This window comes from Jannaschia seosinensis, from assembly GCF_001408515.1.
In the GTDB taxonomy this organism is placed as follows: Bacteria; Pseudomonadota; Alphaproteobacteria; order Rhodobacterales; family Rhodobacteraceae; genus Jannaschia; species Jannaschia seosinensis.
Map to the genome: position 1 here is coordinate 21479 of NZ_CYPR01000102.1, position 15721 is coordinate 37199.

Annotated in this window: 12 protein-coding genes, 4 pseudogenes and 1 riboswitch; of the genes and pseudogenes, 4 read left to right on the forward strand and 12 right to left on the reverse strand. The window is 67.2% G+C overall.

Annotation, left to right across the window (positions count from 1 at the left end; all coding sequences use genetic code 11):
* Nucleotides 1–5: 5 nt before the first annotated feature.
* The gene (idi, locus tag JSE7799_RS08345) at nt 6–545 is read right to left on the reverse strand and encodes an isopentenyl-diphosphate delta-isomerase (protein ID WP_055663200.1); all 540 of its coding nucleotides are present in this window, start codon (nt 543–545) and stop codon (nt 6–8) included.
* Between idi and JSE7799_RS22115 the strand changes: the two genes are divergently transcribed.
* The 3 genes from JSE7799_RS22115 to tspO all read left to right on the forward strand — a co-directional run bounded on the left by JSE7799_RS22115 (nt 453) and on the right by tspO (nt 3240).
* Nucleotides 453–1268 (forward strand): c-type cytochrome, encoded by an 816-nt coding sequence (locus JSE7799_RS22115; RefSeq protein ID WP_306455401.1) that lies wholly within the window; start codon nt 453–455, stop codon nt 1266–1268. The two genes, idi and JSE7799_RS22115, sit on opposite strands and share 93 nt — an antisense overlap.
* A 118-nt stretch (nt 1269–1386) precedes the next feature.
* Nucleotides 1387–2763, forward strand: a complete 1377-nt coding sequence (locus JSE7799_RS08355) for an FAD-dependent oxidoreductase (RefSeq protein ID WP_083480380.1) — start codon at nt 1387–1389, stop codon at nt 2761–2763.
* A gap of 21 nt (nt 2764–2784) precedes the next feature.
* Complete coding sequence (gene tspO / locus JSE7799_RS08360; RefSeq protein WP_055663203.1) at nt 2785–3240, forward strand: tryptophan-rich sensory protein TspO; 456 nt, start codon at nt 2785–2787, stop codon at nt 3238–3240.
* Here the strand turns inward: tspO and JSE7799_RS08365 are convergent.
* The 3 genes from JSE7799_RS08365 to JSE7799_RS08375 are packed head-to-tail and all read right to left on the reverse strand — an operon-like array spanning nt 3228 to nt 6424.
* Complete coding sequence (locus tag JSE7799_RS08365; protein WP_055663204.1) at nt 3228–3920, reverse strand: thiamine ABC transporter ATP-binding protein; 693 nt, start codon at nt 3918–3920, stop codon at nt 3228–3230. The two genes, tspO and JSE7799_RS08365, sit on opposite strands and share 13 nt — an antisense overlap.
* Nucleotides 3904–5445, reverse strand: a complete 1542-nt coding sequence (locus JSE7799_RS08370) for a thiamine/thiamine pyrophosphate ABC transporter permease ThiP (protein WP_055663205.1) — start codon at nt 5443–5445, stop codon at nt 3904–3906. Before JSE7799_RS08370 ends, JSE7799_RS08365 begins: the two co-directional genes overlap by 17 nt.
* Before the next feature lie 4 nt (nt 5446–5449).
* Nucleotides 5450–6424 carry a thiamine ABC transporter substrate-binding protein gene (locus tag JSE7799_RS08375; protein ID WP_055663206.1) on the reverse strand — a complete coding sequence of 325 codons (975 nt, stop codon included), beginning with the start codon at nt 6422–6424 and terminating at the stop codon, nt 5450–5452.
* Nucleotides 6425–6451: 27 nt separating this feature from the next.
* A riboswitch (TPP riboswitch) is annotated at nt 6452–6551 on the reverse strand.
* A 95-nt stretch (nt 6552–6646) separates the two neighbouring features.
* On the opposite strand from JSE7799_RS08375, the gene aroC reads away from it, so the two are divergent.
* A complete protein-coding gene (gene aroC / locus JSE7799_RS08380) occupies nt 6647–7750 on the forward strand; it encodes a chorismate synthase (protein WP_055663207.1) in 1104 nt (367 codons plus the stop codon).
* Between the two features lie 55 nt (nt 7751–7805).
* On the opposite strand, the gene JSE7799_RS08385 is transcribed toward aroC, so the two are convergent.
* The 8 genes and pseudogenes from JSE7799_RS08385 to JSE7799_RS08420 form a co-directional block, all read right to left on the reverse strand.
* Nucleotides 7806–8981 carry a DUF3618 domain-containing protein gene (locus JSE7799_RS08385; protein ID WP_055663208.1) on the reverse strand — a complete coding sequence of 392 codons (1176 nt, stop codon included), beginning with the start codon at nt 8979–8981 and terminating at the stop codon, nt 7806–7808.
* Entirely contained in the window at nt 8981–9394 is a 414-nt protein-coding gene (locus tag JSE7799_RS08390; protein WP_055663209.1) for a phage holin family protein, read from the reverse strand. Before JSE7799_RS08390 ends, JSE7799_RS08385 begins: the two co-directional genes overlap by 1 nt.
* Entirely contained in the window at nt 9391–10074 is a 684-nt protein-coding gene (locus JSE7799_RS08395) for an ATP synthase subunit B family protein (protein WP_055663210.1), read from the reverse strand. The genes JSE7799_RS08390 and JSE7799_RS08395 overlap by 4 nt, the downstream gene beginning before the upstream one ends.
* A gap of 127 nt (nt 10075–10201) precedes the next feature.
* Entirely contained in the window at nt 10202–11569 is a 1368-nt protein-coding gene (locus JSE7799_RS08400) for an amidohydrolase family protein (RefSeq protein ID WP_083480382.1), read from the reverse strand.
* Nucleotides 11569–12515 (reverse strand): annotated as a pseudogene (locus JSE7799_RS08405) (ABC transporter permease). Before JSE7799_RS08405 ends, JSE7799_RS08400 begins: the two are co-directional and overlap by 1 nt.
* A pseudogene (locus JSE7799_RS08410) lies at nt 12512–13560 on the reverse strand (ABC transporter permease). Before JSE7799_RS08410 ends, JSE7799_RS08405 begins: the two co-directional pseudogenes overlap by 4 nt.
* Nucleotides 13550–15088 (reverse strand): annotated as a pseudogene (locus tag JSE7799_RS08415) (ABC transporter ATP-binding protein). The pseudogenes JSE7799_RS08410 and JSE7799_RS08415 overlap by 11 nt, the downstream one beginning before the upstream one ends.
* 168 nt (nt 15089–15256) lie before the next feature.
* Nucleotides 15257–15583, reverse strand: a pseudogene (locus JSE7799_RS08420) (transposase); the annotation flags it as partial.
* Nucleotides 15584–15721: the final 138 nt, after the last annotated feature.

Below are 15721 nucleotides of genomic sequence, written 5' to 3' on the forward strand. Positions count from 1 at the left end.
GCCGCTCAAGCCGCATCGACGGGACCGAAGATCGCCTCGAGGTGGTCCTGGAGATAGATGCGCACCCACGGCGTGAAAATATCGGGCGTTCGACGCGTCTCCTCGGCCAATTCGGCGACATTGACCCATTGCACCTCCGAAACCTCCTCCGGGTTTAAAGTGACCGCAACATCATGCGGCGCCTCGGCCACGAAGACTTCGACGACCTCGTGCTCAATCAGGCCGCCGCCGACATCGGCGCGATATTCGATTCCGGGGCCACGCCGAAGCTCCAGCCCCGACATGCCCAGCTCCTCCCGAAGGCGCCTGTGCGCACAGGTCAGGCCGTCCTCGTTCCAAGCGGGATGCGTACAGCACGTGTTCGCCCAGAGCCCGGGCGTATGGTACTTGCCCGCCGCGCGCCGCTGGATGAGCGTTTCGCGGCCTCGCGTCACGAAGATCGACACGGCCTGATGCCGCAGACCGCGCAGATGCGCGTCGAGCTTCTCGACGGGCTGCAGGCGGCCATCCACCCAAGCCGGGATCAGAATTTCTTCGGTTTGCATGTGCCCCCTGCTGTTCCGTATCCGGCCGGTCCGGATCTGCGCATCTTAAACATAGGGGGCATGACGGCCGAGGCCCAGACGATCTGCCTCGCCTTCACGTGGACCGCCAGTTTCCGCAAAGGCCGCAGGTGCGGTCAAGTCGATTTGACGCAGGATTTCCTTGCTTCGAAATCCACGATCTGCACGTTCAGAGAATGTGGCCGAATATGCATCGGTTCAACACTCCAAGGAGCAAACATGATTCGTCCGACATTCTTCACCGCACTCACCCTCGCGCTCGCCCCGATCGCACCGTCGGTCTCCGCCGAGGCGCACCTGGCACCATCGGGCGATGCGGCCGCTGGCGAACGGGCATTCCGCCAGTGCCAGGCCTGCCACGGGGTTCAGGCGCCCGACGGAGAACTCCTCGCCGGAAGCGGCGCCGGGGTCGGGCCCAATCTCTACGGGGTCGTCGGTGCCGAGGCCGCTCATGTCGAGGGTTACCGCTACTCTGATCTGATGCAGGCCGCCGGCGAGGCCGGAATGGTCTATGATGAAGCCACCTTCGTCGCCTACGTGATGGACCCGACCGGCCATCTGCGGGAGGTGACCGGCGAAAACGGCCGCAGCAAGATGTCCTACAAGGTTCGCAGCGAGGAAGACGCGCACGATCTCTATGCATTCCTCGCACAATACGGCGACGCCGAAGCGGCCGCCGAAGATGGCGAGGCATCGGATAGCTGACACGCCGCACCTAAGCCCCCGGACGGAACGACGGGCGGATTGCCGCACTGGCAAGCTGTCACGTTGTTTCGTTCCACTGCGGGGTTATAGCGCGACTTGAACTGTCCCGGACCCACCGATGCCACGCCCGCCCTCCCCTTCCGCAGCCCGCCCTTCCGGCGAGCGACCCTGTGCCGTAATCATCGGCGCGGGCTTTGGGGGGTTGGCGGCGGCGATGCGGCTGGGCGCTTGCGGATGGGATGTCACCATAATCGATCGGCTGGATGTACCGGGGGGCCGCGCGACCTCGACCATGTCGGACGGTCACCGCTTCGATCTCGGGCCGACGATCCTGACGGATCCGGACATTCTGCGCCGGCTGTTTCTCGATTGCGGATTTAACTCATCGGATATTCCCCCGATGCAGTCGATCGACCCGATCTGGACGGTCGTCGACGAACGCGGCCGGATGTTGCGCCTGCACCAGCACGACACCGTCGCGGATGTCGCCGCCCAAGTGCCCGGGGAACTCCGTCAATGGCGGGAGATCTGGGCCCCGCGGCGTGCCGGCAGCAATCTCACGGGCTTCCTTAGGGACCACTTGCCCGCGCCACGGCTGATGTCCTGGATCGAACGCCACCTGCGCGATCCCCGCCTTCAGGCCGCGCTCGCCATGCCGGCGGTCCTGCTTGGCCACGATCCTCGCACGGCCCAGATTGCGCATGGCCTGCCGGAAGTGATGCGCTCCGGCATGGTCGCGAACGGCCACGGTCTGGCCGCCATTGCGCGCGCCATGGCCGATGCGGTGGCGGCGCAAGGCGGCACGATCCGCTTGGGCGAGGAAGTGACGAAGGTTTCGCCGCACCGCGCATGTGTCACGCTCAAGGGGGGAAGGGACATCGAAGCCGATGCCGTGATCCTGACCGCCCCGATCGGACGGGCCGTACGGAAACAGCGACGATCCGGGCATATCGGCCTGTTCGCCTGGCATTTCGGGACGTCCGGCACCACCGATCTCTGGCCGGAGGTAGGCTTGCACACGGTTCTGGCACCCGACGATCTGAGGGCAAGCTTTGCCGCGCTCGACGCCAACCGGATCCCGGAGGCGCCGCTGGTCCACCTGCACCGGGCGACCGTCACCGATCCATCGGCTGCGCCCGAGGGAGGCGACACGTTCTGTGCCGTCACGCCGGTGCCGCATCTGGGGCACCGCCACCCGCTGAAATGGTCGGATGAGGCGGGACGGGTACGCGACAGGATCCGGACGCGACTCGAGACCGTCATGCCGGGATTCGCCGACCGTGTGACGACACAGATGACGATGTCGCCCGATGAAATGCGCGATCGCTATCTGTCGCCCTACGGCCTTGCGGCCCCGAGCCTGCAGCCGCGCGTGATCGAAGGGCCGATCCTGCGCCTCGTGCCCGGCGCCGCCGGCGGCGTGGCCGGCGCGTTGGCCGGCGCGGAGGCGCTGGTTCGCTGGATGCCGCATCCGCGCATGCTCGCCACCGGCTGACGGGCGGGCTATATCCCCCTCATGGACTGGACCCTTTTTCCCCTATACCTCCTCGCCTGCATCGCCGCCGGCGCGACCGGTGTGCTCTTCAAGCCAGGTGACTGGTACGTTACCCTCGACAAGCCCCGATGGACGCCGCCGGACCTGCTGTTCCCTATCGCGTGGACGCTGATCTACCTGCTGCTTGCCTTTGCCGCGGCGCGGGTCGCGCCCCTGCCCGGCTCTGAATTGGCCCTGACGCTCTGGTCGGTGCAGATCGCGCTAAATACGCTTTGGACGCCGGTATTCTTCGGCCTGCACCGGATGGGTCTGGCGCTCGTCGTGATTTTGGTGCTGACCGGCATCGCAATATGGCTGTTCTTCGCGATGGCTGCTCTCGATGGCTGGGCCGCGGCCGCGGTTCTGCCTTATGTGATCTGGCTTTTCTACGCGGCGTCCCTCAACGCCGCGATCCTGCGACGCGCTCAGCCGAGATAGGCGCGCAGGGACGGCGTAGGATCGGCAAAGAGCGGTCCGGTCGGGCGCGGCGGCTCCAGCCGTCCATCCGCGATCAGCGCGGTATCCTGCGCGATCCGCCGCGCATCGCCGGGATCATGGCTCACCATCAGAACCGACAAGTCTTCGGACGCGGCCGTCGACGCCACGAGATCAAGCATTTCGGCCCGCAATGCCGGACCAAGCGCCGAGAACGGCTCGTCGAGCAGAAGCCATGGCCGTCCGCGCAGCAGCGCCCGCGCCAGCGCCGCCCGGCTTTGCTGTCCGCCCGAAAGGTCACGCGGCAGGCGGCTGCCGAGCCCCCCGAGGCCGACCTTGTCCAGGACCGCGTCGCGCGCCGCCTTCTGATCGCGATCAAGGCGCAAATCCGGCCGCAGCCCCAGCCCGACATTCCGCGCGATGTCGAGATGCGGGAACAGGTTCTGATCCTGAAACAGGATCGACAGGGGCCGGTCGCCGGGCGGCAGGGCCGTCACGTCCCTGCCCTCGACCTCAATCCGCCCGGAGACGGGCGCCAGAAATCCGGCAATCGCGGCGAGCAGCGTCGACTTGCCCGACCCACTCGCCCCCATAAGCGCGGTGATCCGGCCGGGCGCGAAATCCGCATCGGCCTGCAACCGGAACGCCCCGAGGGCCAGCGTCACGTCATGCAGGCGCAGCATGGCGACCTCCTCTCTCGAAGGCCCAGAACAGGCCCAGCGACAGGATGACGAGCACGAGCGCGGCGGCCTTCGCCTCCTCCATCCGGTAGGACCCCATGAGTTGGTAGAGCGCGAGCGGCAGGGTCGCCTGATCCGGAGATGCGAACAGGGCGATCACACCCAGATCCCCCGCCGCGAGCGCTGCCGTCAAACCCGCCGCGAACCCGGCGGGCCGGGCCAGTCGGGGCAGGGCCACGAGACGGAGCCAAGTCAACCCGTGCATTCCGAGGGAGGCCGAAAGGCGGTGCCAATCGTCGTGGAGCACCCGCATCGCCGGGATCAGCGTCCGCAAGGCGAAGGGCAGGGCCAGCAGCACATTCACCAGGATCGTCACCGGGATGGCCAGCCGCACCGGGTTCACCACCGGCAGAAGGAGGATGTAGAGCCCGGTCCCGAGGACCAGGGGCGAGGCGGCGATCGACAACGTGCCGATGATCTCCACGACGCCACCCCGGCGCCATGTGGTCGCCGTGTAGGCCATCGCCAGGGCAAGCGCCGTCGTCAGCCCCGCTGCGACCAGCGCCACCACAAGCGAACGCAAAGCGGCCGCCCAGACGGAGCGAGTAAGCGCGCCGAGATGGAACGCGCCCTCGGCCAGAACGAGGATCATCGGGACCAGCAGGAACAGGCAGGCCGCCACGATGGCCGCGCCGTCCTGCACGCGCAGGCCAAGGCCCGCGCTGTCCCATCGGGGTACCGCCCGGTCCAGCCCCGCACCGAAGCCCGAAGGCAGCGCGAGCCGGAGCGACAGAAGCGCCGCCACCCCTCCGACGAAGAGCTGCACCGCGCCCAGCAGCGCCGCGCGCCCGAGGTCGAAATCGAAGCGGAAGGCGCGGTAGATGGCCAGCTCCACCGTCGTCGCCCCCGGCCCCCCGCCCAGCGCCAGCGCCACGGCGAAGGATGTCGTGCAGATCAGGAAGATCACGAGGAACACGCCCGGCAGGATCGACCGCAGCATCGGCAGTTCCAGCCGCCGGAACGTATCCCTCGCCGAAAAGCCCAAGGAGGCAGCCAGACGCAGCCGCTCCCCCGGAATGGCCAGCCACCCCTGTAGGATAAGGCGGGTCGCCAGCGGCATGTTGAAGAAGACATGCGCAAGGATGACGCCATGCGCCCCGTAGATGGAGACAGGATCGACGCCGACGGCAGCCAGTGCGGCGTTCACGACGCCCGATCGGCCGAAGACCGCAACGAGGCCCAGCACGGCCACGATCACCGGCAGGATGAACGGTGCACCGAGGAGCAGGATCACCGCCCCCCGCGCCGGAAAGCGGCGGCGGGCCAGCGCCCGCGCGACAGGGATCGCAGCCAAGACCGACAGCGCCGCCGAGACCGCCGCCTGCCACAGGGTGAAGCGCAGGGCGCCCCAGTCGCGCGGGGCGAGACCGGTCCACGCCTCCGCACGCCACGCCACGGCCGTCAGCGGCAGCAGAAGCGCCGCCGCCACGAGGATCGCGGCGACAAGGCCGGGCCGGCCGCGGATCAACGGCTCAGCGCCGCATCCCGCGCTCGAACGCCGCGACGGCGTCTTCGCGCACCGCCTCGGCCTCGGCGCTGCCGTAGATCAGCGCGGTTTCGGGCATGTCGAGCTGCGCAAATCCCTCCGGCAGCTTTTCGGGATCGAGCTTGGCCGGAAACGACCAGTTGCCTTCGGGGATGATCGACTGGAACTCATCCGTCAGGATGAAGTCGAGGAATTGCTGCGCAAGCTCCGGCTGATCAGTCTGCGCGATCTGTCCGGCCGTCTCGACCAAGACGTAATGCCCCTCGTCGAAGATCGCGGCGCGCTTCGTGTCGTCGCCCTCGGCGATGATGTGATAGGCCGGAGAGGTCGTATAGCTCAGGACCATGTCGACCTCGCCCTCGGTGAACAGGCCGTAGCTCTCCGACCAGCCGCGCGTCACGGTGGTGATCTTCGGGGCGAGTTCGGCCCAGGCCTCCTCCGCCTCGTCGCCGAAGACCTTCTTGATCCACAGCGCGAGAGCGAGCCCGGAGACCGACGTGCGCGGATCCTGGATCGCAATGGCCAGATCGTCGGGCGCGTCGAGCAGCGCCTGAAAGCTGCCCGGCGCGTCGTCGATCCGGGTTGTGTCGTAGACGAAGGCGGTATGGCTCCAGTTGAACGGCACGAAGGTCTCGTCGGTCCATTCGACCGGCATGGTGAGTCCCTCGATCTCGACCCCGTGCGGCGCGAAGAGACCGGTCTGGCGCGCACGCTCCGCATCGTCGGTATTCAGCCCGATCACCACGTCGGCGGGCGTCGCGTCGCCTTCGAGACGGAGGCGGGGCAGCACGTCGCCGGTCACGTATTCCAGCGTCTCGCCGGTGGCCGCCTCGAACGCCGCCGCGATGGCCGGGCCGGGGCCCCATTCCGAGGCGAAGTAATCCGGCGCATAGACCGTCAGGGGCTCGGCCGTCGCGGGCATGGCCAGAAGGGCGAACGGAATGGCAAGATGGTGTCGCATGGCTCTCTCCTTTGCCGAAGGGGTGGGGCGAGAGGCACGCACCTTCCCTCCGCCGGGTTCAACCGGATCAGGTTCGACGGGTCCGCATCCTGCGTCTCAGCCCGAATGGGCACCCCGAGGTGCCGCTGAAGTAGCCTGCCCGCCGCGCTGCGTCCAGTGGGGCAACGCGCTTGCCGGGCGCGGTCGCGGTCACTAGACCCTGAAGACGAGGAGAGATCGCCCATGTCCCACAATACGTTCGGCCACCTGTTCCGCGTCACGACCTGGGGCGAGAGCCACGGGCCGGCGCTCGGCGCGACGGTGGATGGTTGTCCGCCCGGCGTGGAGGTCGAGGCGGAGGCGATCCAGCGCTGGCTCGACCGCCGCAAGCCGGGGCAGTCCAAGCACACCACGCAGCGCAAGGAGGCCGATGCGGTCGAGATCCTGTCGGGCGTCTTCGAGGGGCGCAGCACGGGCACGCCGATCCAGCTCATGATCCGCAACACCGACCAGCGCTCGAAGGATTACGGCAAAATCGCCGAGACGTTCCGTCCCGGCCATGCCGACATCACCTATTGGCAAAAATACGGCATCCGCGACTATCGCGGCGGCGGGCGGTCCTCCGCGCGGGAGACCGCCGCGCGGGTGGCCGCGGGCGGGGTCGCACGGGCGGCCCTCACCGCGTTGGCGCCGAAACTGGAGATCACCGGCTACATGGTCGGGATGGGCGAGCTGGAGATCGACCGGAGCCGCTTCGACTGGAACGAGATCGGGCGCAACGATTTCTGGTGCCCCGACGCGCAGGCCGCCGGGGCCTTCGCCGAGCATCTCGACTGGCTCCGCCGGGACGACCACAATTCCGTCGGCGCGACGATCGAATGCGTGGCACGCGGCGTTCCCGTGGGTCTTGGTGCACCGGTCTATGGGAAGCTGGATACCGATCTCGCGGCCGCGATGATGTCGATCAATGCGGTCAAAGGCGTCGAAATCGGGGAGGGGATGCAAGCCGCGCGCCTGACGGGCCGCGACAATGCCGACGAGATCACGATGGGTCCGAACGGACCGGTCTATTCCTCCAACCATGCGGGCGGAATCCTTGGCGGGATCTCGACCGGTCAGGACGTCGTCGTGCGTTTCGCGGTCAAACCGACCTCGTCGATCCTGTCGGAGCGGCGGACGATCACGAAATCCGGCGAGGAGACGACAATCGTCACCAAGGGACGGCACGATCCCTGCGTCGGGATCCGGGCGGTTCCCGTGGCGGAGGCGATGATGGCCTGCGTGCTGCTCGATCACCTTCTGCGGCACCGCGGTCAGGTCGGCGATGCCGGAGGCCGGATCGGCTGACGCAAAAAGGGCGCGACCCGCATGAGCCGCGCCCTTCGAATGGTTGCGAAAACGATCAGCTGCTGACGCTACCGCCGAGATCTTGGCGCTCGGCCTCTTCTTCGGCCGCGGATTTCACCCGATCCGCTGCGCTCTTGGCCTTGTTCTCGGCCTTGTCGACGGCCTCCTCGCCGGAAGGCGTCCTCTCGCGGGCCTCATGCATCGTCTCTGTGGCGACGTCTTTCGCCTCGTCCATGGCGGCCTCGGCCACGGCACGCAACTTGGCGCTTTCCTCGTGGAAGATGCGCTCCGCCTCGTCGACCGCACGGTCGCGATACGAGCCGAGATACCGGTCTTCACGCTGCGTGCGGGGCAGGGAGGCGCCGATGACGGCGCCGATGCCGAACGCGATCACGCCGGCCAGAAGTGGCTGGCTCATATAGGCGTTGCGGCCCGAGGCGCGGACATCGCTCGTCCGGGCGGACAATTCGCGTTGCGCGTCCCATGCGGCGGCGCGGGCCTGCACGACCCGGTCGCGCGCGGCGTCGCTCATGCGTTCGGTGCCTTGGGCCAGACGTTCGTAGAGGGAGCGGTCTTCCTCTTCCTGACGTCCATAGCTGCGGCGGTTGTCACTGTTGCTGGTCATGTTGGATATGGCTCCTTTGGCCTTGTCACGGCCGCGGCGGGCGGCACTGCTGATGCGGTCCCACGTCGACGGCTCTGCCGGTTCTTCGCCGCGTGCGCGGGCGATCCGGCGCTCGAATCCGCCCATCGGCGGGCGTTCCTCGCGGAAGCCTGAGACGGGTTGGCGTTTCGTGTGGTCCCATGCCGGTCTCGGCTCATGCCGTGTCGTCGGCGAGTCGAGGGGATCGGGCGGTGAACGGTCCGGCGTCGCCGCAAGGCGCGGGGATTCGGAGTGAAAGATCGCTTCGTCACCCTTGGGATAATCCTCGCGGCGATCATAGGAGATCGCATGCTCGCGGCTCACGGAACGTTCGCGCTTCTTGACGGGTCCGGCGACCAGCCAAGCAATGCCCACACCGGTCAGGGCCAGGGCAAGCGGGTTGTCCTTGGCTTGCTGCGCCAGACGGGAGGCGACCGGACGTCCGTGTTCGCGGACATAGGCGGTCGCCTGATCCACCATCGCCTCGGGAGTGAAGCGCTCCTGCAATTCATCGATCGAGCGAGCCAGCGCACTGCGTTCGGCTTCGATCTGGCGCTCGATCTGGTCGGGAGTGCGATTCTCGGCCATCAGAAATGCTCCTTCACGACATCGGCGTCACGGCGCACGTTCTTGGCGGTGCGGGTCGGCGCCAGCGACGAGAGCTTGAGATCCTTCATGCCCTTCATCACCATGATGAGAGCGATCAGCGCGAGGCCGCCCCCCACGATCAAGGCTGCCCATCCGGCATCGAGCCCGAGTTCGGCAATCGCTGCGGTCAGAGCCGCGGCAAGAACGTTGAGCGCGACAAGGGCCACGACCATGGCCGCCACGAGGAGGCCGATCGCAACGCCGGCACGCTTGACGTTTTCCGAAACCTCGGCGCGGGCGAGATCGACCTCGCTGCGCACTAGGTTCGAAACATGCGTCAGGGCGTCGCCGATCAATCCGGTCGTGTCACGCGCCGTCGCGGGGCGAACGTCATTTTCCGGTTCATCCCTCATCGCGTTGTCCCTCCGGGCTTGGCGGGCGTGCCGACGGTGCCGGCCGATCCGACCCCACCGGTCGATCCCGCAGCACCGGTCGGACGCGGTGCGGTGCCGGTTGCGCCCGTGGTCGGGGCCGGACGCGGCTCATACGGCGCCTCGTGGCGCGGAGCGGGGACGGGCGCGCGACGTGCGGGAATGTTGTCATAATCATAACGGTACTGCCCGTCGCGGTCCGTCGCCTTGATCATGCGGGCCAACGCAAAGCCCGCCAAAGCTGCACCACCGAGGAACAGCGCAGGATTGCGGCGCGCGAATTCCGACACGTCGTCGGACAGCGTCCCCAAATCCTGCTCACGGATGAAGTCGGCCGCCTGGCTCAGGTTGGAGGCGAGGTAATCCGCCGCCTGGGCCTGATAGCTGTCGTCACCGAATTCGTGCCCGGCATTGCGGATGTGATCGGCGGTCTCGTCGATGCGCGAGGTCGCTTGGTTCTTGATGCCCTCGACCTGCTCTTCGGCCATGGCTCTGGCCTTCTCCGTCAGGTGCTGGGCCTCGGCCTGTGCGGCTTCCTTGGCCTTGCCCGTGGCGGATTTGGCGCGCTCGGTCGCTTCGTCGGCCGCCTTCTGGGCGTCCTGTTGCGCCTTGCGGCGCTCGGCTTCGAGCTTGGCGTCGTTCGGATTTGGATTATCGGTCATTGGATCCACTTTCTTTCTTTGTATCTCAGGCAACGAGGCTGATGACAGCCAACACCACCACAACGACACCGATGATGTAGAAAATGCTGTGCATGCGATGCGCTCCGGCTTTCATTGTTTCGTGCCGTCAACGCCGTATCCTGCGCATGCGTTCCATTGCCGCGGCGACGAGATGGCGGGGGCCGGCGGCAAACGGCCGCCGCCGGGATTCCTGCCTTAGATCCGGATAATGTCGCCGCGTAACCCGCCCCGGACGACCCGGGAGCGTCAAGGCGGCGTCGCCGCGGGAGCGGCGCGCCACGACCCGGCCCTTCGAGACCACGGCAAGGCGCGGCGCGCGCAGGCGGAGCGCCTCGATCGGGTCGCCAGCGTCGAGCACCACAAGCGAGGCGGCGCAGCCGACCCCGAGGCCGTAGTCGTCGATGCCCATGATCCGGGCGTTGACCTCCGTCACCATGTCGAAGCAGCGGCGCATCTCGTCGGGATGGGTCATCTGCGCCACGTGCAGCCCCATGAATGCCACGTCGAGCATGTCCGCCGTGCCGAGCGAGTACCACGGGTCGCGCACGCAATCCTGCCCCCGGCCAACCTCGATCCCGGCGGCCTGCATCTCCTTCACCCGCGTCAGGCCACGCCGCTTGGGGAAGGTTTCGTGGCGTCCCTGTATGACGATGTTGATGAGCGGGTTCGGAATGGCCGCGATCTCCGCCTCCGCGATCAGCGGGAGCAGCTTGGAGACGTAGTAATTTTCCATCGAATGCATCGAGGTCAGATGCGATCCCGCCACCCGTCCCTGCAGGCCCAGCCGCACCGTCTCATGGACCAGCGTCTCGATATGGCGCGACATGGGATCGCCGGTCTCGTCGCAATGCATGTCGACAGGCAAGCCGCGCTCCGCCGCCCATTCGCAAAGGATGCGCACGGATTCCGCGCCCTGCGCCATCGTCCGCTCGAAATGAGGGATGCCGCCGACCACGTCGAGCCCCATGTCGAGCGCCCGGCGCGTGTTCTCCAGCGCGCTCGGGTCGCGCAGCAGACCGTCCTGCGGAAAGGCCACGAGCTGGAGGTCGAGATAGGGTTTGACCGTCTCGCGCACGTCCAGCAGGACCTCCACACCCAGCAGCCTGTTGTCGCAGGTGTCGACATGGCTCCGTATCGCCAGAAGCCCCATGGACACGGCCCAGTCGCAGTACGTCAGCGCCCGGTCGCGGACCTCGTCGGGCGTCATCTCCTGCTTGAGTTCATCCCAGAGCGCGATCCCCTCGAGCAGTGTGCCCGAAGCGTTGATGCGCGGGATGCCGTAGGACAATGTCGCGTCCATCTGAAAATGCGGATCGACGAAAGGCGGAGAGACGAGGTCTCCGGTCGCGTCGATGACTTCCGCCGCCTCCGCACCGGACAGATCGTCCACGGCGGCGATGCGGTCACCGGAGATGCCGATATCGGCGACGCGACCATCGGGCAGCGTGCCGCCTTTCACCACAAGATCGAACATCAGCGTTCCCCCTTTCGATACGGAACCATCAACGCCGCCGGTACCGCCGCACGCCGCGACATGACCACCAGCGCCGCGATCGAAAGGATGTAGGGCGCCATGAGGAAGACCTGATACGGGACCTGCGCACCGAGCGGTGTCTGCTGCAGCCGGACCTGCAGCGCATCGAAGGCGGCGAAGAGGATCGCGCCGAGGAGCGTCTTGCCCGGCTTCCATGCTCCGAACATGACGAGGGCGATGCAGATCCAGCCGCGACCGTTGACCATCTCGAAGAAGAAGCTGTCGAAGGCGGACATCGTCAGAAAGGCACCGCCCACCGCCATCAGCCCAGATCCCGCGATTACCGCACCAGACCGGATCGCCGTGACCGAAAGGCCCTGCGCGGCGACGGCGGCCGGATTCTCGCCCGCCGCGCGCAATGTGAGCCCCAACGGCGTGCGGAACAAAATCAGCGCGACCAAGGCGGCGGTGGCGAAGGCGGCGTAGGTCAGCGGCGTCTGCTGGAACAATGCAGGCCCGACGATCGGCAGGTCGCTCAGCTACGGCACGGCCACGGGGTCGAAGGCTTCAATCTTAGCGGGAAACTGACCTGGGGCAGGGCGAGGCGGTAGGCGTAATAGGTGGCCGAAGTGACCAGAAGGGTAATCCCCAGCCCGACCACATGCTGCGACAGGCCGAACGGCACCGTCAGCGTGGCATGAAGGGCCCCGAACGCCATCCCCATCAGCAGCGCGACCCCCACGCCGGGCCACAGTCCCATGCCGGAATAGACCGCCATCCAGCCGGCGAAGGCGCCCGCCACCATGATCCCCTCGATCCCGAGGTTCAGGACGCTCGCGCGCTCGCAGATCAACTCTCCCATGGCGGCGAAGATCAGTGGCGACGAAATGCGGATCGCCGCGGCCCAGAAGGAGGCTGACAGGAGGATGTCCACAAGCTCGCTCATCGCCAGATCACCCGCAGACGCGTCAGCCCGAGCGCCAGAACCATCGCCAGAAGTGCCGCCGCCAGAAGCACGTCCGCCATGTAGGTCGGAACCCCCGCGGCACGGCTCATCGAGTCGGCGCCGACGAATATGCCCGCCACGAACAACGCCGCGACCACCACGCCGATCGGGTGCAACAGCGCAAGCATCGCAACGATGATGCCGGTATAGCCGTAGCCGGGCGACAGGTCGGTGGTCAGGTTCCCACGAAGGCCCGCCACCTCCGACAGGGCCGTCAGCGCCGCGAGCCCGCCCGACAACATGGCGGTGCGGATGAAGATGCGGTTCACCGGCATCCCCGCAAAGCGCGCGGCCTCGGCATTGAGGCCGGTGGCGCGCATCTTGTAGCCTCAGATCGTGCGCGTCTGGATCACCCAGACGATCAGCGCGGCGATGAGCGCCGGTCCAAACCCCCAATGCAGGCGCAGACCCTCCACGATCCGCGGCAGGCGCGCCTCCGGGATGAGCGGGACGGATTTCGGCCATCCCAGACCCGTCGGATCCGTACCGGCCCTTCCAGCAGCATCGACACGAAGAGGAGGATGATAAAGTTCAACAGGAGCGTCGTGACGACCTCGTCCACCCCGAACCGCGTCTTGAGCAGTGTCGAGACGAGCAGCGCGACGGCGCCGGCCGCCATCGCCGCGACGATGAGGACGGGCAGGAGCAGCGGCGCGGGCAGGGGCAGCGCACCCGTACCCAGCGTCACGACCGCCACCGCGCCGAGATAGAGCTGCCCCTCCGCTCCGATGTTCCACAGACGCGTGCGAAAGGCGACCGCCACGGCAAGGCCGGTGAAGATCAGTGGCGTCGCCCGGTTCAGCGTCTTCAGGAGCGCGAAGCGCGAGCCGACCGCCCCCTCGACGATCCGGCCCAGCACCGAGAGCGGCGCACCGCCCGCCAGCGCGGCGAGGGCCATGCCGAACAGGAGCGTCCCCGCCAGCGCACCCGCTGGCAGTCCCAGCCTGCGAGCGAGCGACGGCGCGGGGATCGCCTCAAGCCGCATCGTCGAAGCCCTGTCCCGCCATCATCGCGCCAAGTTCGGCCACCGTCTTGCGGCCGCGCCGATATCCCGGCGAAAGACGTCCAATTGAGATCACGTGGACCACGTCCGACAGCTCGATCACCTCGTCGAGATCCTCGGAGATCAGCAGCACCGCCGCCCCCCCGGTCCCGCGCGGCCAGCAACTGGCGATGCACATAAGTCAGCGCGCCGATATCGAGCCCGCACAGGCTGATTGGCGAGCACGACGCCCGGGTCGGTCATCAGGACGCAGCCTAGGATCAGCTTCTGCATGTTGCCGCCCGAAAGCAGCCGCGCCGGCGTCTCGGGGCCGGGACAGCGCACGTCGTAGGTCTCGATGATCGTTCGGGTCCAGTCGCGCGCGGCCTTGCGGTCCAGCCATCCCATCCGGCTGATCGGGGCGTCGGTGTAACGTTCGAGAATGGCGTTCTCGGTCAGGTCGAGATCTCCGACCGTGCCGGTGGCGTGCCGGTCTTCGGGGATGCGGGCGATGCCGGCCGCGACCGCCGCGCGCGGGGTCCAGTCGCCGGGCGCCTCGCCGTGGATCGTCATGCGACCCTCCACAGGCCGGTTCAGGCCCGAAAGCAGGCCGGCCAACGCCGCCTGCCCGTTTCCTGTCACACCGGCGAGCCCGGTGTTTTGTCCCGCGCAGAGGTCGAGATCGACGCCTCGCAGGCCCGGCACGGCACCCCGATCAGCGGTGGAGACCCCTTGCAACGTGATGGCCGCACGCCCCGGCCGCGCGGGACGGGCCACGGGGGCAGGGATTTCGGCCCCGACCATCATGCGGGCGATCTCGTGCCGGTCGAGCGCGGCAACCTCCGCCTCGCCGGCGACACGGCCATGGCGCAGGACCACGACCCGGTCGCAGATCGCCGTGACCTCGTGCAGCTTGTGAGAAATGAAGATGACCGACAGACCCCGCTGCACAGCCCGGCGGAGAGTGGCGAACAGGACGCCCGCCTCCTGCGGGGTCAGCACGGCCGTGGGTTCGTCGAGGATCAGGATGCGCGCATCGCGGTAGAGGGCTTTGAGGATCTCGACCCGCTGCCGCTCGCCCACCGTCAGGTTGCCGATGCGGGCCTCCGGGTCGACTCTCAATCCGCAATCCGCCATCAGCGCAGTAACCTTGCGGCGAGCGGCGCGACGACCCGAAAGCGGCGACCAGATCGACCGCGTGCCCAACACGATGTTGTCAAGAACGGAGAGGCTTGCGGCCAAGGTGAAGTGCTGGTGCACCATGCCGACGCCACGCGCCAGCGCCGCCCCCGGATTGCCGGACGGGAGGGGCGCGCCGAACATCTCGATCCAGCCTGAATCGGCGGCATAGTGGCCGAACAGAACGTTCATCAGCGTCGTCTTGCCGGCCCCGTTTTCACCAAAAAAGCGCCACAACCTCGCCCCGGCGCAGCGTGAGCGAAACATGATCGTTGGCGGTGACCGGCTCGAACCGCTTGGTTATGCCGTCGAGGCGGAGGACGATCTCCGCCTCTTCCTGTTTCTCAGGCATTTAGCCCGCATAATTCATGAAGCTGCGGACTTGTGCTCCGTGGGATGGTTTCCCCGGTCTCGGTTTTCTTGCGCGCACCCGGTGTTTGCGTCCGGTTGGCAGGCCGGCCGGTGACTTGGGTCTTGGGCGATACGGGTTGATGTTTCTGGGTTTGTCGGGGCGCATGCGTCAGGCTGTTTTCGGTGGGGCGAGGGCGTCGAAGAGAAGGAGGAGAAGTCCCTTTCGGGGACACGATGCCGGCAGGGTCACGATGATCCGGGTCTTCTTTTCGACGATGGTGGCGGCCAGCTTGACGAGATGCAGCCGCAGCGTGTCGAACTGGGCGCGGCGCCATGGTGAACGTTTTGGGCAAGCCGCGCGAAGCTTCCACCAGACCCAGTAGGCGCAGCCGTGCAGCATCAGGCGCATCTGGTTGGCGTTCGCCTTCGAGCATGATGTCCGGTCTGATGCGAGATGGGTTTTCCACGCCTTGATGTGGTTCTCGGCTTGGCCGCGGATAGTGTCCCAGCGGTTGGTGTAGGAGGCCGCGGGCGAAGCCCTTGGCGTAGCGTAGCGCGCGGCCGGGTGTGACGCTGGTGGTCACCGTCGATCTTCGAGAAGGTTCGGGTTGCGAGACTCGAAACCAAGAACGGA